Below are 21,239 nucleotides of genomic sequence, written 5' to 3'. Positions count from 1 at the left end.
CGTTTCCCTCCTGACTGTCGCTTTCCTCCCATGATCAAGCCCGCCGAATTCGCCAGACGCCGCAAGCAGCTCATGCGCATGGCCGACGACGACGCGATCCTGATCCTGCCCGCGGCGCCTGAGCGGATCCGCAGCAAGGACACGCACTATCCGTACCGGCAGGACAGCGACTTCTGGTATCTGAGCGGATTCGCGGAGCCGGAAGCGGTGCTGGTGCTGGTGCCGGGACGGAAACACGGCGAATGCCTGCTGTTTTCGCGCGAGCGCGATGCCGAAAAGGAAGCCTGGGACGGCCCGCGCGCCGGACAGGAGGGCGCGATCGAACAATTCGGTATGGACGATGCGTATCCGATCTCGGATCTCGACGACATCCTGCCGGGCCTGCTCGAAGGCCGCACGCGCGTCTACTACCACTTCGGACGCGACACCGATTTCGATCTCAAGCTCATCGGCTGGCTCAACCGCGTGCGCGCCCAGGTGCGCCAGGGCGCGCAGCCGCCGCATGAATTCCTCGAGCTGGGTCATCTGCTGCATGAGCTGCGCCTGTTCAAGAGCGCCGGCGAAATCAAGCTCATGCAACGCGCCGCCGACATCGCCTGCGAAGCGCAGGTCGCAGCGATGCGCGCCACGCGGCCGGGCGCGCACGAATACGAAATCGAGGCGGCGCTGCAGCATGCGTACCGCCGCAACAACGCCGTCGCCGCCTACGAACCGATCGTCGGCGCCGGCAGCAACGGCTGTGTCCTGCACTACCGCGCGAACAATGCGCGGATGCAGGACGGCGAACTGTTGCTGGTCGATGCCGGTGCGGAATTTGCGAACTACGCCTCCGACATCACGCGCACCTGGCCGGTGAATGGCCGCTATTCGAAAGAGCAGGCGGCGCTGTACCAGGTCGTGCTCGACGCCCAGCAGGCGGCGCTGGAACAGGCGCGCCCGGGCAAGGCCTGGATCGCCGGGCACGATGCGGCAGTCGCCACGCTGACCGAAGGCCTGCTGTCGCTGGGTTTGCTCAAGGGCACGCTCAAGCAGAACCTGGCCTCGGGCGAGTACAAGAAGTTCTATATGCACAAGACCGGCCACTGGATCGGCCTGGACGTGCACGATGTCGGCGAATACAAACTCGCCGGCGACTATCGCGAGCTGGAGCCCGGCATGGTTTTCACGATCGAACCGGGGCTGTACATCGCACCGGGCACGAAGGGCGTACCGGCGAAATACCAGGGCATCGGCATCCGCATCGAGGACGATGTGCTGGTGACCAAGGACGGACATCGCGTACTGACCGATGCCGTACCGAAGAGGATCGACGACATCGAAGCCCTGATGGTGGATCGCTGATGTCCGCTTCGACAAAGTCTTTCTTCATCGCGTTTGGACTGCTTGCTGTCACGATCGCCATCGCTTCCTGGGCGAATCCAGCTCTCTCTGCTTCACCGGCCGTGGAAAGTCATGAGTTCAAGGTGGCCTACAGCAGAAATGCGCCAGAATCTATCGAAATGCAGTCAATCGCAGCATTCGCGGGGGCATCGAAGATTGAAGTAATTTCCTTGCTGCCTTGGGATGCATCGGCCTATTTCGCCAGGGAAAGGAAACTTGCACCCCCAGACGATGCCAGCGAAGCAGTGAAAAAGGCCTACTACTCTGGTGAGACCGAACGACAACAACGCGACCAGGAAGAATGGTGTCGGCCGGGGCCGTGCATCGAAGGCAATCGGGTGCTTGGGACGGTCAGTGTCGATAGCCCGGAGCGGATTGCGAAGATCCAGGAAATTCTCCAGGCTTGGTACGAAACAGCTCCGAACTACGGATTAGCTTGTATATCGCAGTACCACCACGCCGTCGCGTTTACCTCAGCGGGCAAGCACTACCAGGTCTTGTTGTGCTATCACTGCGGGCAGTACACGATTCTGGTGGACGGAAAATCCAGTCCCGACAATCAGGGTGCTCACAGTATTGGCCTGAGCGACATCAATGCATGGCTGGAGGAAGCAGGTATTCCCTACAACGTGCCGGAGCACTGACAGCCCTGACGGCAAACGCAATGTAGGAGCCGGCTCGCCGGCGACAAGCCCGACTCACATGTCGAACTTGTTCACCTCGATTCCACGTTCCTTGTAACGCTTCCAGCGCTCGCGCAACGGCCCGCGCGCGGATTCATCCGCCGGCACGACTTCCAGCACGCGCTCGAAATTTCCGGCGACGACGTCGCTGCGCAGGTTCAGCACGAGCGGCCGCATCGGCGCGTCGAAGCCCGGCGGCACGATCAGCACCGGCGTCAGGTCATCGTCCTCGTCGGTGCCGGCGATCTGGTGCGGCACATAGGCATCGGGATCGAATTCCCAGAGCAACTCGTCCAGCACCTCGGCCTGCTGCGGCGAGGCGGCGAAGATCAGCAGCGGCTGCCCGCTGTCGCAGGCCTTGCGCGCCAGTTCGCAGACCAGCAGCAGCGGCTTCTCGAGAAAGCGCGGCTTGGCGATGAGATAGAAATCGGCGCGCGGCATGGTCAGTCCAGGGCGAAGCGGGAACGGATCCGCTTCCTCCGGTTCACTCCACGCGGTCCAGCAGCCACTGGCTCAGCAAGCCGACCGGACGGCCACTCGACATGCCCTTGCGACCTTCGTCGTTGGACACGCCGGCGATGTCCAGATGCGCCCAGCGCTGGCCTTCGGTGAAGCGCGACAGGAAGCAGCCGGCGGTGATCGCGCCCGCGCCCTTGCCGCCGATGTTGTAGATGTCGGCGAAGCTCGACTCGATCTGCGTCTGGTATTCGTCCCACAGCGGCAGGCGCCAGGCGCGGTCGAACACGTTTTCACCGGCGTCGAACAGTTCTTCGGCGAGGTCGTCGTGCTTGCTCATCAGGCCGGCGGCATATTTGCCCAGCGCGATGACGCAGGCGCCGGTCAGCGTCGCGACATCGACGGTCGCTTGCGGTTCGAAACGCTGCACGTAGGTCAGCGCATCGCACAGGATCAGGCGGCCCTCGGCGTCGGTGTTGCCGACTTCGATCGTCTTGCCGCTCATCGAGGTGATCACGTCGCTGGGACGATAAGCGTCGGCATCGGGCATGTTCTCCACGGCCGGCACGATCATGACCAGGTTCAGCGGCAGCTGCATCTTCGCGGTGGCAAGGAAGGTGCCCAGCACCGACGCAGCGCCGCACATGTCGAACTTCATTTCCTCGATGCCGCCCTGCACCTTGAGATTGATGCCGCCGGTGTCGAAGGTGATGCCCTTGCCGACCAGCGCATACGGCTTGGCGTCACCGGCGCCGGTATAGCGCAGCACGATCAGGCGCGGCGGATTCGCCGAACCGCGCGCAACGGCGAGCAGCGAGCCCATGCCGAGTTTTTCCATGTCGGCGCGTTCGAGCACTTCGCAGCTGACATTGGCGTGTTCGCCGGCGAGCTTCCTCGCCTGGTCGGCGAGGTAGCCCGGGTTGCAGATGTTCGGCGGCAGGTTGCCCAGCTCGCGTGCGAATTGCACGCCGGCCGCGATCGCGATGCCGCGCGCCAGCTCGCCGGCGAGACTCTCGTCGCCGAGCAAGGTGACCTCGTTCAGCGTGACCTCGGCCTTCTTGCTGCGCGTCGCCGTGTACTCGTAGGCCGCGTGGTCGGCAGCGATCACGGCCTGACGGACGTTCCAGGCCGCATCGCGACCCTTGACCGGCAGTTCGCTGAGCGTCACCAGGATTTTTTTCGCCGGGCCGCTGCGCAACAGTCGGATGCTGTCGCCGATCGCCTTGAGGTATTGCGGCACCGCGAACTTGCCCGCATCGCCCAGACCCACGACCAGCACGCGCGGCGCCTTGATGCCCGGCACGTCCGGCAGCAGGGCCGTGCGACCGGTCTTGCCCGAAAGATCGCCGCGCGCGAGCAGGGCCGTCAGCCGTCCGCCGCTGGCCGCGTCCACGGCCTGGCCCGCGGGGCTCAGACTGTGGTCGGCATGGACGCCGATCACCACGCAATCGCTGTCGGCGGTGGTCGGGTCGAGGCGGCGGAGCTGGAAATCGAGGGCCATGGGGTGTTTTCCGTACAATGGGTGGAATGAGGTCGGGCCGGCCGCGATGACGCGGCGGTCGCGCCGGGCCTCATAGTCTAGTTCAAGCCGCCCCCGCCATCCTCCGACGCGACCTGCATGCTCCTGATCGAGCGACACCTGCTGCGCCAATTCGCCGAGACCGTGCTCGCCGTGACCGCGGTGCTGCTGCTCGTCAGTCTGGGCGGCCTGTTCATGGATCTGGCCCAGGAAGTGGCCAAGGGCAAGGTGCCGGCCGCGCTGCTGCTGTCGCAGCTGGGACTGCGCTCGATCCGCTTCCTGACCCTGGTCATGCCCCTGGCCCTGTTCCTGGGTCTGCTGCTGTCGATCGGGCGGCTGTACACCGACAGCGAGATGTTCGTGCTCGCCTCGGTCGGCCTCGGGCCGCAGCGGCTGTGGAAGCCGCTGCTGTGGGTGAGCCTGCCGGTGGTGCTGCTGGTTGCGCTGGCCTCCCTGTGGCTGGGCCCGCTGGCCGCGCACAAAGGCAAGGAGATGATCGAGGTTGCCAACCGCTCCTTCCTCATCGCCGGCCTGGAGCCGGGCCGTTTCGTCGAACTCCCGGGCAAGGGCGGCGTGCTCTACGTCAGCGAGCTGGCCAACGACGGCACCCGTTTCAAGCACCTGTTCGTGCAGCGCGACATCGGCGAGCGACTCGACATCGTCACCGCGAACTCCGGACAGTTGCAGCTCATCGGCGACACCGAGCGCGTGCTGCGTCTGGACAATGGTTTCCGGGTTGAAGGCGCGATCGGCAGCAAGGATTTCCGCATGATGCATTTCGCGCAGAACGACATCCGCGTGCCCGACCGCGAGGCCGACGACCGCAGCGAGGATCTCGCGGCGACGTCGACCGCGGCTCTGCTCAAGGACGGCAAGGCGCCGGCCATGTCGGAATTCCACTGGCGACTGGCGATGCCGCTGCTGGCCGGCGTGCTGGCGCTGTTCGCGCTGCCGCTGGCGCGCAGCGAACCGCGGCAACCGCAGTACGGGCTGATCCTGTTCGCCTTGCTCGTGTATGTGGTCGGTATGCTCCTGCTCATCCTCGGCACGTCTTTGCTGGGCAAGGGCTCGATGCCGGGACTACTGGGCCTGTGGTGGGTGCATGTGCCGATGCTCGCGCTCGCCGCCTGGCTGTTCTGGCGCGACGGTCGCCTGCCGAAAGTCGCCACGGACACGCGCCGCGCATGATCGCCATGCCGCGTCGCCTTACGTTCTATCTCGCCCGCAACGTGCTGGGCACGACCCTGCTGGTCGGCCTGGTGCTGTTGGGCTTCATGGTGCTGGTGGATTTCGCCGGCGAGCTGCAGGACGTCGGCAAGGAAAGCTACACGCTCAGCCACGCCGCGATGGTCATGGTGTTCACGATTCCGCGCCGGTGCTACGACCTGTTTCCCTACGTGTCGCTGATCGGTGCGCTGATGGCGCTCGGGCGTCTGGCGGGCAGCTCGGAACTCACGGCGATGCGCGCGGCGGGCCTGTCCAAGTTCCAGATCGGCGTCGGCGCGCTGGTGCCCTTGCTGGCACTGACCGTGCTGATGGCGATCAATGCCGAAACCCTGGGCCCGCTGGGCGAACAGCAGGCGCAGATCCTCACCAACAGCAAATCCAAGCAGCTGATCATGGCGCGCTACAGCGGCCTGTGGGTGCGCGAGGGCGACGTGTTCCTCAATGCGCGTAACGGCGCGCAGCGCACGATCAACGGCGTGCCGCACATCGAGCTTAACGACGTGCGCCTGTACCAGTTCGATCCGGAAGGCCGCCTGCTCTCGCTCGCGCATGCCGAACACGCCGAGCACAGCCAGGCCGGCTGGACGCTCAAGGATGTCGAGCGCACCTTCTTCGAGAGCACGCGTGTGCGCGTGGAAAAGATCGCCAGCGAGCACTGGCAGACCGAACTCGACGACCAGACGATCGAGGCCACGATCACGCGGCCGCGTTACCTCAGCAGCAGCGAGCTGCGCACCAATATCGACTACCTCAAGCGCAATCAGCTCGATGCGGCGAAGTTCGAGAACGACTACTGGGCACGCTGGTTCTATCCGCTCAAGGTGATCGTGCTGTGCCTGGCGACGCTGCCGTTCGCCTTCGGGTCGCTGCGTTCTGGCGGCTTCGGCAAGCGCCTGTTCCTGGGCATGATGATCGGCATCGGCTACGTGCTCGCCGAACGCATGCTGGTCAATCTCTCCGACGTTTATCGCTACGACGTGCGCCTGGCCTACGCGATCTCGCCGCTGCTGCTGCTGGCGATCTGCTGGGGCTGGCTGGCGCGGCGGATCTGAGGTGGCGTCGCGCCGCGCTGCGCAACTGCGCCTGTACGCGGTCGCCCTCGCGCGAAAACGGCTCGAGCGGCTGGGCTATCCGCGACTGATGATGAGCTTGCTGGTCGGATTGACCGGCACCGCCGGATTCCTGGCGTCCTTCCTGCTGCTGCAGGCGGGCATGGTCGACATGACGCGCCGGTATCCGTTGGCGGTTGTGATTGCCTACGCGGTTTTCCTGCTGTTGCTCTGGATCTGGTTGCGGTCCCGCGGCGGCGATGGTCTGGACGCCGGGGACTTCAGTGATTCCAGCCAGGGCTCCTCCGGTGCGTCCGAGTCCGGCTTGGGCGAGGGCGGTGAATTCGGTGGCGCTGGCGCCAGCGGGTCCTGGGACGCGCCCACGGTCACGGTCGCCAGCGAATCGCCGGTGGTCGACGTCGTCGATGTCGCGGGCGCGGCGGATGAATTCGCGATACCCGTGGCCTTGATCGCGATTGTCGTGCTCTTGCTGTTCTCGTCGCTGGCGGTGATCTGGTCCGCGCCCGCGCTGTTCGCCGAACTGCTGGTGGATGGCGCGTTGTCGGCCACGCTGTATCGGCGCTTGCGCGGCATCGAAACGCGGCATTGGCTGGAGTCCGCGGTGCGGCGCACGTATGGGCCGTTTGTCGTCACCGCGTTGATCGCAGCGGTGATCGGACACGCGCTGGCCTTGCATGCGCCGGGGGCGACGACCCTCGGTACGGCGCTGGTCGGCGCCGCCTGAGCGACGCCGGCGTCAGGCTTTCGCTGCCGCCTCAAGACGAACGAAAATGGTGCCGGCGGCGAGATCGTGCAGGCCGCGTCGTTCGCGGTCGACCAGGCACCACGCCAGGCACAGTCCCGGCGTGAGGCAGGCGACGAGATAGCGCAACCACAGGGCCGCCAATCCGGCCGGGCGTCCGTCCTGCGCAAGCACCTGCAAGCGCCAGGGGCGCATGCCCATCGTCTGGCCGCCGCGCCGCCACGAAAATACGAAATAGCTGCCGACGAGGGCCCACATCGCCAAGGTTTCCAGCCACTGGAACACCGGATCGGTTTCCACCGTGCGGCCACCGTGCAGCCAAAGGAACACCGCGCTGGTGACCATGAGCAGGGGAATCATCGGCAGACTGTCGTAGGTCAGTGCCAGCAGGCGCCAACCCAGGGGGGCAGGGCGCGCCGCGCGCCGCGCGGAAGATTCGGGAGTGTCGTTCATGCGGCTAGGATAGCCGCCCGACGGTGCGCTCGCTAAGCTCGACGCATGAGCGCCCGCACTCCCGCCGATCGTCGTCAGCTTGCGCAGGCCCTGCCTGCAGCGTCGGAAGCCGACACCGTGCGCATCGTTCGCTTCCTCGAACGGCTCTGGGGCGAGGCGGGATTGTCGCGGCAGACGCTCGACAGCTATCGCCGCGATCTCGATGGCCTCGCGCGCTGGCTGCAAGGCCGCGGCCTGGACCTGGCCGGCGTGCAGCGCCAGCATCTGTTCGACTATCTGGGCGAGCGCACGGCGCTCAACTACGCCGCGCGCAGCAATGCCCGCCTGCTGTCCTCGCTGCGCGCTTACTACGCGCAGCAGCTGCGCCTGGGCGAGATGTCGCAGGACCCGACCGCCTTGCTTGATCCGCCGAAACTCGGCCGCTCCTTGCCCAAGGCGCTGTCCGAGAGTCAGGTGGACGCGCTCCTGCAGGCGCCGGACATCGAATCGCCGGCGGGCCTGCGCGACCGCGCGATGATCGAGCTGATGTACGCCGCGGGCTTGCGCGTGAGCGAGCTGGTCAATCTGCCGGCGGTCGCGGTGAACCTGCGTCAGGGCGTCTTGCGGGTCATGGGCAAGGGCAGCAAGGAGCGCCTGGTGCCGATGGGCGAGGAAGCGCAGCACTGGCTGGAGAAATACCTGGCCGAGGCGCGGCCGGTGCTGGCCGCCAAGCGCAGCCTTGCGCCCTTGTTTCTCACGGCCGGCGGCGAAGCCCTGAGCCGCCAGCAGTTCTGGGTCACCGTAAAACGACTCGCGGCCCGCGCCGGCATCGACCCGGCCAAGGTCAGTCCGCACGGGCTGCGGCACAGTTTCGCCACGCACCTGCTCAATCATGGGGCCGATTTGCGCGCACTGCAGATGCTCCTGGGGCATTCGAGCCTGTCGACCACCCAGATCTACACCCTCGTCGCCCGCGAAGGCTTGAAGAAGCTGCACCAGCAGCACCATCCGCGCGCCTGAGCGACACCGCGACCGGGCCTGGTCCGGACCAGTTTCACGCGCCTGAACGCGGGCACGCTCCGGGGCACCGACGGCAGGCGTCCGCGGACCAATGGCCCGCCAGCGGCCGCTGCTCGTGCCAAAATGCGGAACCCGACCGGTCCGGCAAGCGTCCAAGGCCGGTCCTCTTTCCGGAATTCCACAGGCGTCCCGCATGAAATCCAAGCTTCCCTTTGCCGCCGTTGCCATCGTCCTCGCCTCGGTCGGCGTGCTGGCCGTCGCGCAGACGCGCGTCGCCGCGCCTGCCAAGCCGACGGTCGCCGCGCCCGCGCCCGCGCCGGCCCAGAGCGAAGAAGTCTTCATTCGCAACGCGGTCGCCAAGGCGATTCCCGGCGTCACCATCGATAGCGTGCGGCCCTCGGTCATTCCGGGGTATCGCGAAGTCGCGATCGGCAGCCGGGTCGTCTACGTCAGCGCCGACGGCAAGTACCTCATGCAGGGCTCGCTGATCCAGCTCGACACCCGCAGCAACCTCACCAATGCCAGCGAGGCCGTCCTGCGCCGCAATATGCTCGCCGCGGTCGGCAAGGAACGCCGCATCATTTTTGCGCCGCCCAATCCCAAGTACCGCGTCACGGTGTTCACCGACATCGACTGCGGCTATTGCCGCAAGCTGCATTCGCAGATGGCCGACTACAACAAGGAAGGCATCGCGGTCGAATACCTGTTCTTCCCACGCGCGGGCATCGGTTCGGAGTCCTACGACAAGGCGGTGAACGTCTGGTGCGCGGCCGACCGGCGCAAGGCGATGACCGACGCCAAGCTCGACCGCCCGGTCGCCAGCAAGCAGTGCGCGAACCCGATCTCCGACGACTATCGTCTGGCCCGCCGGGTCGGCGTCGACGGCACCCCGGCGGTGTATGCCGCCGATGGCAGCCAGGTTGGCGGTTACCTGTCGCCCGAAGAGATGCTGGCCAGCCTCGAGCGCCTGACCGTGCAGGCCAAGCCGGCCGTGGCGGCCGCCGCGCCGGCCAAATAAGCCCCCGGGCAGCCAAATTCGCCGATCCAGCGGCCCGCCCGGGCAACCGGGCGGGCCGCTTCGTTTAGAATGGCGGCCCGTTTCCCCGGAATATCGCGGACATGATCGTCCTTGAGGGCCTGCCGGCCCTGTCGCCCTTCCGCCGCGACCGTCTGCAACACCGTCTTCGCCAGATCGTCCCCGCACTGCATATCAGTGGCGCCTGGCATGTTTATTTCGCCGAGCCCGAGCCCGAGGCCGGCGCCGACGTCGACCTGACGATCCTGGGCCGCGTGCTGCAGGGATGCTCGGCGGAAGCCGCGAGCGAACCCGGCGCGCAAAGCCGCTTCGTGACGCCACGTCTGGGCACGCTCTCGCCCTGGGCGAGCAAGGCTACCGAAATCCTGCGCGGCGCCGGCCAGCCGCTCAAGCGTGTCGAGCGCGGCCTGCGCCTGGACCTGGTCGGCCTGCCGGCCGCCGACGATCCGCGCTGGCCCAAGCTCGCGCGCGCCCTGCACGATCCGATGACGCAGTCCCTGCTCGCCACGCGCGAGGACGCCGCGAAGTTGTTCGCCAGTCTTCCCGCTGGTCGGCTTGAGCGCATTCCGCTCGCCCAGCTCGATGCCGCCAATGCCCGCCTCGGCCTGGCGATGAGTCCCGACGAGATCGACTACCTGCAGCTGCGCTACGGCGAACTCGGTCGCGATCCGTCCGACGCCGAGCTGATGATGTTCGCGCAGGCGAACTCCGAACATTGCCGGCACAAGATCTTCAACGCCAAGTACACGATCGACGGCGAGGACATGCCGCATTCGCTGTTCGGCATGATCAAGAACACGCACCAGCAGTCGCCGCAGCTCACGCTGAGCGCGTACAAGGACAACGCCGCGGTCGTCGAGGGTTTCAGCGGTCAGCGCCTTCGCCCCGACGAGCAGGGCCAATATCGCTTCCTGCCGCCGGTCGACAGCGCGTTCTGCATCAAGGTCGAAACGCACAACCATCCGACCGCGATCGCGCCATTTCCGGGCGCGAGCACCGGTGCCGGCGGCGAGATCCGCGACGAAGGCGCGACCGGTCGCGGCGGCAAGCCCAAGGCCGGACTGACCGGTTTCTCGGTCTCGCATCTGCGCATTCCGACGCTGCCCCAGCCCTGGGAAAAAGCGCGACCGCTGAATCCGCGCATGGCCTCCGCGTTCGAGATCATGCTCGACGGTCCGCTCGGCGGCGCTGCGTTCAACAACGAATTCGGCCGGCCGGCACTGACCGGCTATTTCCGCAGCTTCGAAATCGGCACGAGCACGCCGGGTCTGGTGCGCGCGTATGACAAGCCGATCATGCTCGCCGGCGGTGTCGGCGCGATCGACCGCTCGCAGGTGAAAAAACTGCTGATGCGTCCCGGCGATGCCGTGGTCGTGCTCGGCGGTCCGGCGATGTTGATTGGACTGGGCGGCGGCGCGGCGTCTTCGGTGGCGTCGGGACAGAGTTCGGAAGACCTCGATTTCGCCTCCGTGCAGCGCGACAACCCGGAAATGGAGCGCCGCTGCCAGGAAGTCATCGAGCGCTGCCTGGAACTGGGCGAAGAAAACCCGATTCGTTTCATGCACGACGTCGGTGCCGGCGGCTTGTCGAACGCGATTCCGGAACTGCTGCACGATTCGGGCATGGGCGGCGTGATCGACCTGGCCAAGGTGCCTTCCGACGATCCGTCCCTGTCGCCGATGCAGTTGTGGAGCAACGAATCGCAGGAGCGCTATATCCTCGGCGTCGCCGCCGAACGCCTCGCCGCGTTTGAAGCGATGTGCGAGCGCGAGCGCTGCCCGTATGCCGTGGTCGGTCATGCGACCGCCGAGCAGCAGTTGGTCGTGGGCTACGGCGCCGCGCCGGGCATCCCGGGCGATTACGCCGTCGATATGCCGATGGACCTGCTGTTCGGCAAGCCGCCGAAAATGCATCGCGACACCCATCGTCCCCATCCCGCGCGCTGGCCCAAGCTCGATACCGGCAAGATCGACCTGCGCGACGCCGGCTTGCGCGTGCTCGCGCATCCGACTGTGGCCTCGAAGAACTTCCTCGTCACCATCGGCGATCGCAGCGTCGGTGGCTTGTGCTCGCGCGACCAGATGGTCGGTCCCTGGCAGCTGCCGATGGCCGATTGCGCGATCACCCTCACCGATTTCCTCGGCAACGCCGGCGAAGCGATGGCGATCGGCGAACGCACGCCCCTGGCCCTGCTCGATGCCGCTGCGTCGGCGCGCATGGCGGTCGGTGAGGCGATCACCAATCTTGCCGCGGCCCCCGTGGCCTCGCTGTCGGAAGTGAAGCTGTCGGCAAACTGGATGGCCGCCGCCTCGTTCGACGGCGAAGACGCGCTGCTGTTCGATGCGGTCAAGGCGGTCGGCCTGGAGTTGTGCCCCGAGCTCGACATCAGCATCCCGGTCGGCAAGGACTCGCTGTCGATGCAGGCGCAGTGGCAGGCCGATGGCGAGACGCAGAAATCGGTGTCGCCGGTGTCCCTGGTCATCAGCGCGTTCGCGCGCGTCGCCGACGTGCGCGGCCAGCTCACGCCGGTGCTCGATCGCGAGGTCGATTCCGAGCTGTGGCTGATCGGTCTGGGCGCCGGTAAGAAGCGTCTCGGCGGCAGCGTACTCGCGCAGTGCTTCGACACGATCGGCGGTGCCTGTCCGGATCTGGACGAGCCCGAACGCCTGGCCGCGTTTTTCGAACTGATTCAGGCGGCGCGCGCCGACCAGTTGCTGCTCGCGTATCACGACCGTTCCGACGGCGGCGCGTTCGCGACCCTGTGCGAAATGGCGTTCGCTTCGCATCGCGGCCTGGACATCGCGCTCGACGATTGGGGCGACGACGCCTTCAAGCTGCTGTTCAACGAAGAACTGGGCGCAGTCGTCCAGATCGCCGCGGAAGATCGCGCGCGTTTTGCCGATCTGGTCAACCGCCATGACCTGACCCACTGCGCGCAACGCATCGGCAAGCCGACCACGGCGCCGGCGATCCGCGTCAGCCTCGATGACGAACTCGTCGCCGAATGGGGCTGGCAGGAATTGTTCGACGCCTGGTGGTCGGTCACGCATGCGATGCAGCGACTGCGCGACAACCCGGACGGCGCCGACGAAGAGCGCGACTTCCACCGCGACTTCAACGCGCCCGGCCTCAAGCCGCGCCTGGGTTTCGATCCGTCCCAGGACGTCGCCGCGCCGTTCATCAATACCGGCGCGAAGCCGCGGGTGGCGATCCTGCGCGAGCAGGGCGTCAACAGCCAGTACGAAATGGCGGCGGCCTTCACCAAGGCGGGTTTCATCGCGGTCGACGTGCACATGTCCGACCTGATCACCGGTCGCGTCACGCTGGACCAGTTCAAGGGCTTCGCAGCCTGCGGCGGTTTCAGCTATGGCGACGTGCTCGGTGCCGGTCGCGGCTGGGCGACATCGATCCTGGAACGGTCGGCGCTGCGCGAGCAGTTCGAACAGTTCTTCGCGCGCCCCGACAGTTTCAGTCTCGGCGTCTGCAACGGCTGCCAGATGCTGGCCCAGCTCAAGGGCCTGATTCCGGGCGCGGAACACTGGCCGCGTTTTCTGCGCAATCGCAGCGAGCAGTTCGAAGCGCGCCTGTCGCTGGTCGAGGTCATCGATTCGCCGTCGTTGTTCTTCCGCGACATGGCCGGCTCGCGCATCCCGATCGTGGTGTCGCACGGCGAAGGCCGCGCGGAATTCGACGCGCCCGAGCATCCGCTGCATGCGCGGACTGCCCTGCGTTTCGTCGAAGCCAATGGCGACCCGGCCCTGCGTTATCCGGCCAACCCCAATGGCTCGCCCGGCGGCATCGCCGGCCTGACCTCGGCCGACGGTCGCAGCACCCTGCTGATGCCGCATCCTGAACGCGTTCATCGAAGCGTCCAGATGAGCTGGCATCCGGCCGAGTGGGGCGAAGCCTCGCCCTGGCTGCGGATTTTCCGCAACGCGCGTGTCTGGGTGGGCTGAGACAGCGCGCCGCGACTTGCCGCAGCGCAATATGAAACCCCGGTGTTTCAAGCCTTCCCGGGCCGTCGCGCTCTGCTAAAGTCGGGCGTCCACCGCCTGGATTTTCCGTGTGAACGCTGACCCGACCGAACACCCGGCCGACCCGATCGCTGAAACCGCCGACCTGCGCGTCGCCCAGGCCTTGCAGGCCCGTGGCCGGCTCAAGGACGCGGACCTGGTCCGGGCCCAGCGTTTGCAGGCCGATGCCGGCGGCTCGCTGGCCGGGTTGCTCGTGCGTCTGGGCATGGTGTCCGAGCGCGACATGGCCGAAGCCGCGAGCGAGGTGCTGCAACTGCCCTTGCTGCTGGCCAAGGACTGCCCGGAAGCGCCGCCGGAAAACGTGACCATGTCCCTGCGTTTCCTCAAGCAGCAATCGGTCTGTCCGGTCGGCGAAGACGCTTCGGGCATCGATCTGCTCGTCGCCGACCCGCAGGACGACTATGTCGTCGACGCCGTCCAGCTGGCGACCGGTCGCGCGGTGCGCGTAAAGATCGGCCTGCGTTCGGAAATCGCCGATCTCATCGAGCGCTACTACGGCCAGGGCCGCAGCGCGATGGGCACGATCGTCGAGAACATCGGCGACGACAGCAGCGCCGGCGACGAGGACGACGTCGAACACCTGCGCGATCTCGCGTCGGAAGCGCCGGTCATCCGTCTGGTGAATCTGGTGATCCAGCGCGCGGTCGAACTGCGCGCGTCCGACATCCATATCGAACCGTTCGAGAACCGCCTGAAGGTGCGCTACCGCGTCGATGGCGTGCTCGAGGAAGCCGAAAGCCCGCCGGCCAATCTCACCGCCGCGGTGATCTCGCGCATCAAGATCATGGCCAAGCTCAACATCGCCGAGCGCCGCCTGCCGCAGGACGGTCGCATCATGGTGCGCGTGCAAGGCAAGGAGCTCGACCTGCGCGTGAGCACCGTGCCGACCGCGCACGGCGAAAGCGTGGTGATGCGTCTGCTCGACCGCGAGTCGGTCGTGCTCGATTTCAAGGCGCTGGGCTTCACCGACGAATTCCTGTCGAGCTTCATCAAGGTGCTCGAACAGCCGCACGGCATCCTGCTCGTCACCGGCCCGACCGGCTCGGGCAAGACGACGACGCTGTACGCGGCGCTGTCGCAGCTCAATACGCCCGACGTGAAGATCATCACCGTCGAGGATCCGGTCGAATACCAGATCGAAGGCATCAACCAGATCCAGGTCAAACCGCAGATCGGCCTGGATTTCGCGCATGCGCTGCGCTCGATCGTGCGCCAGGATCCGGACATCATCATGATCGGCGAAATGCGCGATCTGGAAACCTCGCGCATCGCCATCCAGTCCGCGCTCACCGGCCACCTCGTGCTGTCGACCCTGCATACCAACAATGCGGCCGGCGGCATCACGCGACTGCTCGACATGGGCGTCGAGGACTACCTGCTGACCTCGACGGTGAACGGCATCCTCGCGCAGCGCCTGGTGCGCCGGCTTGAGCCCACGCATGCGGAGAAATACGAAGCGCTGCCGGAAGTCATCGAGGAATTTGGCCTGCGTCGCTTCCAGCCCGAAGGCACGATCTATTTGTATCGCCCGAAGCCGTCCGCACTCGCGCCGACCGGCTATCTGGGTCGCGGCACGATCATGGAATTCCTGGTCATGAACGACGACCTGCGCCGCCTGGTCATGCAGCACGCGGGCATGGGCGAGATCGAAGAGGCCGCGCGCGCCACCGGCATGCGCACGATGTACGAGGACGGCTTGATCAAGGCGATGCAGGGCGTCACCACGATCGAAGAGGTCCTGCGCGTGACGCAGGAGGGCTAGGTCGGTGCCTTTGTTCCGCTACAAGGCGCTGTCCGCCACCGGCGAAACGCTCGCAGGCCAGATGGAGGCCGTGAGCACCGACGACGTCATCGCGCGCCTGCAGGACCAGGGGCATTTGCCGATGGAAGCGCGCCGCGCCGACGAGCGCGCGGAGGGCTTTGATTTTTCCACGCTCACGCAAAAGCGCGAGCTCAGCAACGACCAGATCCTGCAGTTCACCCAGCAATTGGCGACCCTGCTCGGCGCCGGCCAACCGCTCGACCGCGCGCTCGGCATCCTGCTTGAACTGCCGGAATCGGCGGAAGCACGCAAGGTGCTAGAACGCATCCGCGACACCGTGCGCGGCGGCGCGCCGCTGTCGACGGCACTGGAACAGCAGCACGGCCTGTTCTCGCGCCTGTACGTGAATCTCGTGCGTGCCGGCGAGTCCGGCGGCGGCCTGCACGATGCCCTGCAGCGCCTGGCCGAGTATCTCGAGCGCAGCCGCGAGCTGCGCAGCCGCGTGATCAATGCCTTGATCTATCCGCTGATCCTGGTGACGCTCGTTGCCGGTTCGGTGACTTTCCTGCTGATGGTCGTGGTGCCGCAGTTCGAGGCCCTGTTCGCCAGCCTGAATGCCGAACTCGCCTGGTACACGCAGGCGGTGCTGTGGCTGAGTGCGGCGCTCCGCGACTACTGGTACCTCGCGCTGATCGTGCTGGCGCTCGCAGCCTGGTTCCTGAACACGCGCTTGAAAGATGCCGAGTGGCGCCTGCGCATGGACGCGCGCCTGCTCGACATGAAATTCGTCGGTTCGCTGATCGCGCGTCTGGACAGCGCACGTCTCGCGCGCACGCTCGGCACCCTGGTCGGCAATGGCGTGCCGCTGCTGACCGCGCTGAACCTCAGTCGCAACGTGCTGTCCAATCGCGTGCTCGGCAATGCGCTGGAAGCCGCGGCCAGCGAGGTGAAAACCGGCGCCGGTCTGGGTTATGCGCTCGGCCGCCAGAAAGTGTTTCCGCGCCTGGCGGTGCAGATGATCCAGGTCGGCGAAGAATCGGGCGAACTCGACACGATGCTGATCAAGGTCGCCGACACGTTCGATATCGAAACCCGCAATGCGCTCGACCGTTTGCTGGCCCTGTTGGTGCCGGCGCTGACCTTGCTGATGACCGTGGTCGTCGGCGCGATCATTCTTTCCGTCCTCCTGCCCATTTACGACCTCACTGGAAGCCTAGGCTGATGAACCGTCCGATGAATCCGCGTTTCACCCATTCCCCGTCGCCGCGTCGCGAGCGCGGCATGAGTCTGCTCGAGCTGGTCGTCGTGATCGTGTTGATCGGCGGCGTGTTGGCGGTGGTGGGCGGCAAGATCATCGCCAACAGAGATCGTGCCAACGCAAAGCTCGCCGATACCCAGCTGAAGTCTCTCGCCGGCACGATCGAAGGCTACCAGTCCGATGTCGGACAGTATCCCGATTCGCTTGAGCAACTGATCACCGCGCCGGCCAACGCCACGGGCTGGCTGGGTCCCTACGTTACGAAGAAAGAAGATCTGCAGGATCCCTGGCACCGCCCGATCGAATACCGCAAACCCGGCGACAACGACGCGCCCTTCGAATTGAAGAGCCTCGGCGTCGACGGCAAACCCGGTGGCGATGGCGTCGACAAGGACATCGTCGCGCCCTGAGCGCGCCGTTCCGATGCGCCAGGCCCGCGGCTTTTCCCTGCTTGAGCTGCTGGTCGTGATCGTGCTGATCGCCGCGACCACGGCGATGGCGGCGGTCGCGATGCGCTCGGGGCTGCCCGGACAACAACTGCGCAACAGCACGCGCGAGCTCGCCGCGCAGATCCGCTACACGCGGGCGCAGGCGATCGTCACCGGCAAGCCGCAGGTGTTCACGCTCGACACGCGCACGCGCGAATGGCTCGCGCCCGATCGGCGGCACGGCCAGGTCCCCGCCGCGATCGCGATCCACGCGACCGCCGCCGGCATCGAACAACCGAGCGCGGGCATCGCAGCGATCCGGTTTTTTCCCGAAGGCGCCTCGACCGGCGGCCGCATCACGCTTTCGCGCGAACACGCGGCCTGGCAACTCGATGTCGACTGGCTGACCGGTCAGGTGAGCATGACGCGCGCCGAGGCCCCGCCATGAAGCGCATGCGCGGTTTCACCCTGCTCGAAGTCATGCTCGCCTTCGTCCTGCTCGCCGCGGCGATGGGCCTGGTCATCGCGATGCTCTCGCGCGGTCTCAAACAAGTGCAGCGTTCGCAGAGTGCGAGCGAGGCGATGATGTACGCGCAGTCCTACCTAGACGAATTCGGCATGCTCGCGCCCGTGCTTCCCGACAGCCGCGAAGGCGAGTTCGGCGAGGGCCGCTATCGCTACCGACTGCAAGTCGAGGAAATCACCGACCCGTCGCCTGACGGATCCACGCAGGCGCCGGTGGAGGCGCTGGATGCCGCGCGCCTGTACCGCGTCGTGCTCGATGTCAGCTGGGGCGCGGCGACGCGCGACCAGCGTCTGCATCTGGTGACCCTGCGCGCACGCAAGCCGGTGGTATTGCCGGGGGCTGCGCGATGAAAGCCTCCGCACACCGTCGACAGGCCGCCGGCTTCACCTTGATCGAAGTCGTCGTGGCCTTGAGCCTGCTCGCGTTCGGACTGGCGTTGACCTTCGGCACCCTGCGCGGTGCCAGCCGAGCGACCGAACGCGCCGATGCCACCGCGGCGCGCAGTGAGCGCCTGCGTGCGGTGCAGGGGTTCGTGCGCACGCAGGCTGGCGGCGCGTTGCCGATCGCCTACGAAATCGATCCGGCCACGGGCGAGGGCCGTTACGTGCGCGGCGACGCGCAGCGCCTGGAATTCGTCGCGGCCATGCCGGGGTATCTGTCGCGTGGTGGGCCGTATCTGCAGACGCTGGAATTGCGTCCCGGCCGCGAGGGCAAGCAGCTGGTTTTCAGTTTCCGCCTGCTCACGCCCGACGGCCCGCTCGATGCCGAGCGTGAACCGAAAGTCCTGCTCGACGGCATCGCCGACGGCGGTTTCGAATTCCGCACGATCAACGACCAGGGCAGCGCCGGCGACTGGCGGTCGGACTGGCAGGCGCGTGGTCAGATGCCACCGCTGATGCGATTGAAATTGCGCTTCAACGATTCCCGAGAACAGTGGCCGGATCTGGTCGTCGCCCTGCGCCTGGGCGCGGCGTTCACCGGCACGGGCGTGGTCGTTGGCGGCGAAGGCCAGCCGGTGCCCTCGAGCCTCGGAGGCAAGGAATGAAGTCGTCCCGCGGTGCCGCCTTGCTGCTGGTGCTGTGGCTGCTCGTGCTGCTGACCGGGCTGGTGTCGGTGTTCGCGCTGACCGCGCGCACCGAAGCACTGCAAAGCCGCTTCTTCGAGCGCAGCGGTGCCGCGCGCCAGGCGGCGGAAGCGGGGCTGGAGCTGGCGATGTATCGCGTGCAGGACGCCGAAGAGACCCGTCATTGGGTGCCCGACGGGCGCGCGAATGCATTCGAGTTCGAAGGCTTCCGCATCGATGTGCGCATCGTCGACGAGACCGGCAAGCTCGACCTAAACGTCGCGACGCCGGACCTGCTCACCGGCCTCATGCAGGCCGTGGGCATCGATGCCGCGCGCGCCGCGCAGCTGACCGCCGCGATCGCCGACTGGCGCGACCCCGACGACCTGCTCAGCGGACCCGGCGGCGCCGAGGACCGCGACTACGCGCAGGCCGGGCGGCCTTACGGCGCCAAGGATCGTCCGTTCGAGACCGTCGCCGAGCTGCAGCAGATCCTGGGCATGGACGCGGACAGCTACCACCGGCTCGCGCCCTACCTGACCGTCTACACCGGGCTGGCGCGGCCCAACCCGGCCTATGCGGCCGAACCGGTGCTGCGCTCGCTCGGCCTGAGCGACCCGCAAATCGCCCAGGTGATCGCCCAGCGCGGCAGCTGGCGGCCGGGCATGCCCCCGCCGGTCCTGCCTGACGGGGCCGTGCTATCGGCCCAAGGGTCGGGCACGTATAGTATTTCCAGCCGCGCCACCCGCAACGACGGCACGCAGGCCCAAGTCACCGCCACCCTCCGCACCGGCGGCAGCGGCGGGTTTGGCCAGCTTTACACGCCACTCTCCTGGCGGGTGGGAGAACCCGACTGATGCCTGCCGACCACGCCTTTTTCCAAGCTCTGGAACCCCTCCGCCTGCGCTATCTCGACAGCCCGATTCCCGGCTGGTGGCGGATGGCGGGCGAGGCCGTGCTCGGCCTGCTGCCGGCGCGCCTGCGCCAGCAGCTGGGAGCGCAGCAACGTTTGTTGCTGCTGCAGTTGTCCGACAACGAATTGCGCCTGCACGCCAGTCTCGACGGCAGCCTGCAGACGATCGGCAGCGTGCCGCTAGACGATGCCGAGCTGCTGACCAACCTGCGCCTGCGCCTGGACGACAATGCCGGCGGCGTGCCGCGCTGGCTTCTGATCGATCCATCGCAGGCACTGCGTCGCAGCCTGAGCTTGCCGGCTTCGGCCGAAACGCGTTTGCGCGATGTGCTGATGCACGAGATCGATCGGCAGACGCCGTTTGCCGCCGACCAGGTCAGTTTCGAGGCGCGCGTGCTGTCGCGCGATGCCGTGAGCAAACTCGTTCGCGTCGAACTGGTGGTGTTGCCGAAAGCCCGCCTCGACGCGGCGCTCGCCGCGCTGGGTCCGATGGCCCAGGGCCTGGCCGGTGTGGATGTGCGCGAGCCCGACGGACAGCGCCTGGGCGTGAACCTGCTGCCGGCGACGCAGCGCGGTGCGGGCGTGGATCGCGCGTTGCGCATCAATCTGGTGCTCGCCCTGGTGCTCACGACGTCCCTGTTCGCGGCGATGTGGCTGGCCCTGGCCAATCGCCAGGCCACGCTCGACGCCTACACCACGCAGCTCGCGACGGCGAACCAGCAGGCGCGGGAAGTGCGCAAGCTGCGCCATGCGCTCGACGCCTCCGTGCAGGCGGCAAATTTCCTCGCCAAGCAGCGCGCGCAACAGCCGACGATGCTCGAACTGGTCGCTGATCTGACCAAGCGCATGCCCGACGACACCTATCTGGAAAAAGTGTCGGTGATCGCCGGACGCGTGACCGTCGTCGGCGAAAGCAGCCAGGCCTCGGCGCTGGTGGGCATGTTGCAGTCCTCGCCGGTGCTGCGCTCGCCGGGCCTGGTCGGTCCCGTGCAGGCCGATCCGCGCACGAAGAAAGAGCGATTCACCCTCATGGCGACCGTCGCCGGCTCAGCCCAGGAGGCCGAAGATGGCAAAGCCCGATAGTCTGCCGCCGCGTTGGCGCGTGCTCGGCGGCGTCGCGCTCGCCGTGCTGGTGGCCTACCTCGTGCTCGTGCATTGGTGGTTCACCGCGCCGATGCTGACCATGGGCGAAGAGATCGACGCGCTGCGTACGCAGGAAGCCAGTCTGCGTGCGGAAGCGGCGCAGCGTGCGGACATCGAAAAACAGCTCGCGCAGGTGCGCGCGTTCGAAGCCGACAATCCCGGCTTCCTGCCCGAAGCCAATCGTGGTCTGGCGATCGCCGCCCTGGTCGAGCGTCTGGAACGCGTGGTCAGCGCCGCCAGCTCCAATCCGGCGGCCTGCCAGATCACCTCGCGCACGCCGGCGGAACCGGCGAGCGAAAAACAGCCGTTCCAGCGCGTGGTCGTGCAGGTGCGCCTGCGCTGCGGCATGGGCGAAATCGCTGCCGTGATGCATGCGCTGGAAAGCGGCCGCCCGCAGTTGTTCATCGACAACCTCGAGTTGCTCTCGCGCGGCAGCTACCTCGTGCCGGGCAGCGATGCCGGCGGCGGTGGCGTCGATGTCAGTTTCGATCTGTACGGCTACCTCCCGCTCGCCACCACGCCCGAGGTGCCGCGTGCTTGAAGCACA

At 66.8% G+C, this 21,239-nt stretch carries 20 protein-coding genes; 17 read left to right on the top strand and 3 right to left on the bottom strand.

The genetic code is table 11. The features are described from left to right. Nucleotides 1-30: 30 nt before the first annotated feature. Nucleotides 31-1,341 (top strand): aminopeptidase P N-terminal domain-containing protein, encoded by a 1,311-nt coding sequence (locus G467_RS0112905; RefSeq protein ID WP_022970161.1) that lies wholly within the window; start codon nt 31-33, stop codon nt 1,339-1,341. Beyond that, nucleotides 1,341-2,024: a hypothetical protein gene (locus tag G467_RS0112900; RefSeq protein ID WP_022970160.1), complete on the top strand. Its 684-nt coding sequence runs from the start codon at nt 1,341-1,343 to the stop codon at nt 2,022-2,024. Before G467_RS0112905 ends, G467_RS0112900 begins: the two co-directional genes overlap by 1 nt. A 54-nt stretch (nt 2,025-2,078) precedes the next feature. Here G467_RS0112900 and G467_RS0112895 read toward each other — a convergent pair whose 3' ends face one another. Both G467_RS0112895 and G467_RS0112890 read right to left on the bottom strand, forming a co-directional pair. Continuing rightward, on the bottom strand, nt 2,079-2,504 hold the full coding sequence (locus G467_RS0112895; RefSeq protein WP_022970159.1) for a DNA polymerase III subunit chi: 426 nt from the start codon (nt 2,502-2,504) through the stop codon (nt 2,079-2,081). A 43-nt stretch (nt 2,505-2,547) separates the two neighbouring features. Next, nucleotides 2,548-4,020, bottom strand: coding sequence for a leucyl aminopeptidase (locus G467_RS0112890; protein ID WP_022970158.1), 1,473 nt, complete (start codon nt 4,018-4,020; stop codon nt 2,548-2,550). Nucleotides 4,021-4,137: 117 nt separating this feature from the next. Here G467_RS0112890 and lptF point away from each other — a divergent pair, with 117 nt between their 5' ends. From lptF to G467_RS0112875, 3 genes are read left to right on the top strand one after another with little or no spacing between them, the layout of a single operon-like run. Further along, complete coding sequence (gene lptF / locus G467_RS0112885; RefSeq protein ID WP_022970157.1) at nt 4,138-5,226, top strand: LPS export ABC transporter permease LptF; 1,089 nt, start codon at nt 4,138-4,140, stop codon at nt 5,224-5,226. After that, complete coding sequence (lptG, locus tag G467_RS0112880; RefSeq protein ID WP_022970156.1) at nt 5,223-6,317, top strand: LPS export ABC transporter permease LptG; 1,095 nt, start codon at nt 5,223-5,225, stop codon at nt 6,315-6,317. Before lptF ends, lptG begins: the two co-directional genes overlap by 4 nt. A 1-nt stretch (nt 6,318) precedes the next feature. Then, a complete protein-coding gene (locus G467_RS0112875) occupies nt 6,319-7,059 on the top strand; it encodes a hypothetical protein (RefSeq protein WP_022970155.1) in 741 nt (246 codons plus the stop codon). 12 nt (nt 7,060-7,071) lie between these two features. On the opposite strand, the gene G467_RS0112870 is transcribed toward G467_RS0112875, so the two are convergent. Next, entirely contained in the window at nt 7,072-7,530 is a 459-nt protein-coding gene (locus G467_RS0112870; RefSeq protein ID WP_022970154.1) for an RDD family protein, read from the bottom strand. Between the two features lie 45 nt (nt 7,531-7,575). Here G467_RS0112870 and xerD point away from each other — a divergent pair, with 45 nt between their 5' ends. From xerD to gspM, 12 genes are all read left to right on the top strand, one after another. Further along, nucleotides 7,576-8,529: a site-specific tyrosine recombinase XerD gene (gene xerD / locus G467_RS0112865; RefSeq protein WP_022970153.1), complete on the top strand. Its 954-nt coding sequence runs from the start codon at nt 7,576-7,578 to the stop codon at nt 8,527-8,529. 193 nt (nt 8,530-8,722) lie between these two features. After that, complete coding sequence (locus G467_RS0112860; protein ID WP_022970152.1) at nt 8,723-9,547, top strand: DsbC family protein; 825 nt, start codon at nt 8,723-8,725, stop codon at nt 9,545-9,547. Between the two features lie 101 nt (nt 9,548-9,648). Next, nucleotides 9,649-13,521: a phosphoribosylformylglycinamidine synthase gene (gene purL, locus G467_RS0112855; RefSeq protein ID WP_022970151.1), complete on the top strand. Its 3,873-nt coding sequence runs from the start codon at nt 9,649-9,651 to the stop codon at nt 13,519-13,521. Nucleotides 13,522-13,666: 145 nt separating this feature from the next. After that, on the top strand, nt 13,667-15,361 hold the full coding sequence (gene gspE, locus G467_RS0112850) for a type II secretion system ATPase GspE (RefSeq protein ID WP_026802669.1): 1,695 nt from the start codon (nt 13,667-13,669) through the stop codon (nt 15,359-15,361). Nucleotides 15,362-15,365: 4 nt separating this feature from the next. After that, a complete protein-coding gene (locus G467_RS0112845; protein ID WP_022970149.1) occupies nt 15,366-16,583 on the top strand; it encodes a type II secretion system F family protein in 1,218 nt (405 codons plus the stop codon). Beyond that, nucleotides 16,583-17,029: a type II secretion system major pseudopilin GspG gene (gspG, locus tag G467_RS0112840; RefSeq protein ID WP_022970148.1), complete on the top strand. Its 447-nt coding sequence runs from the start codon at nt 16,583-16,585 to the stop codon at nt 17,027-17,029. The genes G467_RS0112845 and gspG overlap by 1 nt, the downstream gene beginning before the upstream one ends. 13 nt (nt 17,030-17,042) lie before the next feature. Continuing rightward, on the top strand, nt 17,043-17,495 hold the full coding sequence (gene xpsH / locus G467_RS0112835; RefSeq protein WP_022970147.1) for a type II secretion system protein XpsH: 453 nt from the start codon (nt 17,043-17,045) through the stop codon (nt 17,493-17,495). Beyond that, nucleotides 17,492-17,923 (top strand): type IV pilus modification PilV family protein, encoded by a 432-nt coding sequence (locus tag G467_RS17625; protein WP_022970146.1) that lies wholly within the window; start codon nt 17,492-17,494, stop codon nt 17,921-17,923. Before xpsH ends, G467_RS17625 begins: the two co-directional genes overlap by 4 nt. After that, entirely contained in the window at nt 17,920-18,618 is a 699-nt protein-coding gene (locus tag G467_RS16795; RefSeq protein WP_022970145.1) for a prepilin-type N-terminal cleavage/methylation domain-containing protein, read from the top strand. Before G467_RS17625 ends, G467_RS16795 begins: the two co-directional genes overlap by 4 nt. Beyond that, nucleotides 18,615-19,493, top strand: coding sequence for a type II secretion system minor pseudopilin (locus tag G467_RS0112820; RefSeq protein ID WP_022970144.1), 879 nt, complete (start codon nt 18,615-18,617; stop codon nt 19,491-19,493). Before G467_RS16795 ends, G467_RS0112820 begins: the two co-directional genes overlap by 4 nt. After that, nucleotides 19,493-20,632: a PilN domain-containing protein gene (locus G467_RS0112815; RefSeq protein ID WP_022970143.1), complete on the top strand. Its 1,140-nt coding sequence runs from the start codon at nt 19,493-19,495 to the stop codon at nt 20,630-20,632. The genes G467_RS0112820 and G467_RS0112815 overlap by 1 nt, the downstream gene beginning before the upstream one ends. Further along, nucleotides 20,616-21,233, top strand: coding sequence for a type II secretion system protein GspM (gene gspM / locus G467_RS16790; RefSeq protein ID WP_022970142.1), 618 nt, complete (start codon nt 20,616-20,618; stop codon nt 21,231-21,233). Before G467_RS0112815 ends, gspM begins: the two co-directional genes overlap by 17 nt. Nucleotides 21,234-21,239: the final 6 nt, after the last annotated feature.

This window comes from Arenimonas oryziterrae DSM 21050 = YC6267, assembly GCF_000420545.1.
Classification (GTDB): domain Bacteria; phylum Pseudomonadota; class Gammaproteobacteria; order Xanthomonadales; family Xanthomonadaceae; genus Arenimonas; species Arenimonas oryziterrae.
The sequence above is the reverse complement of the archived record's forward strand: the minus strand, read 5'-3'. Positions and strand labels throughout refer to the sequence as shown.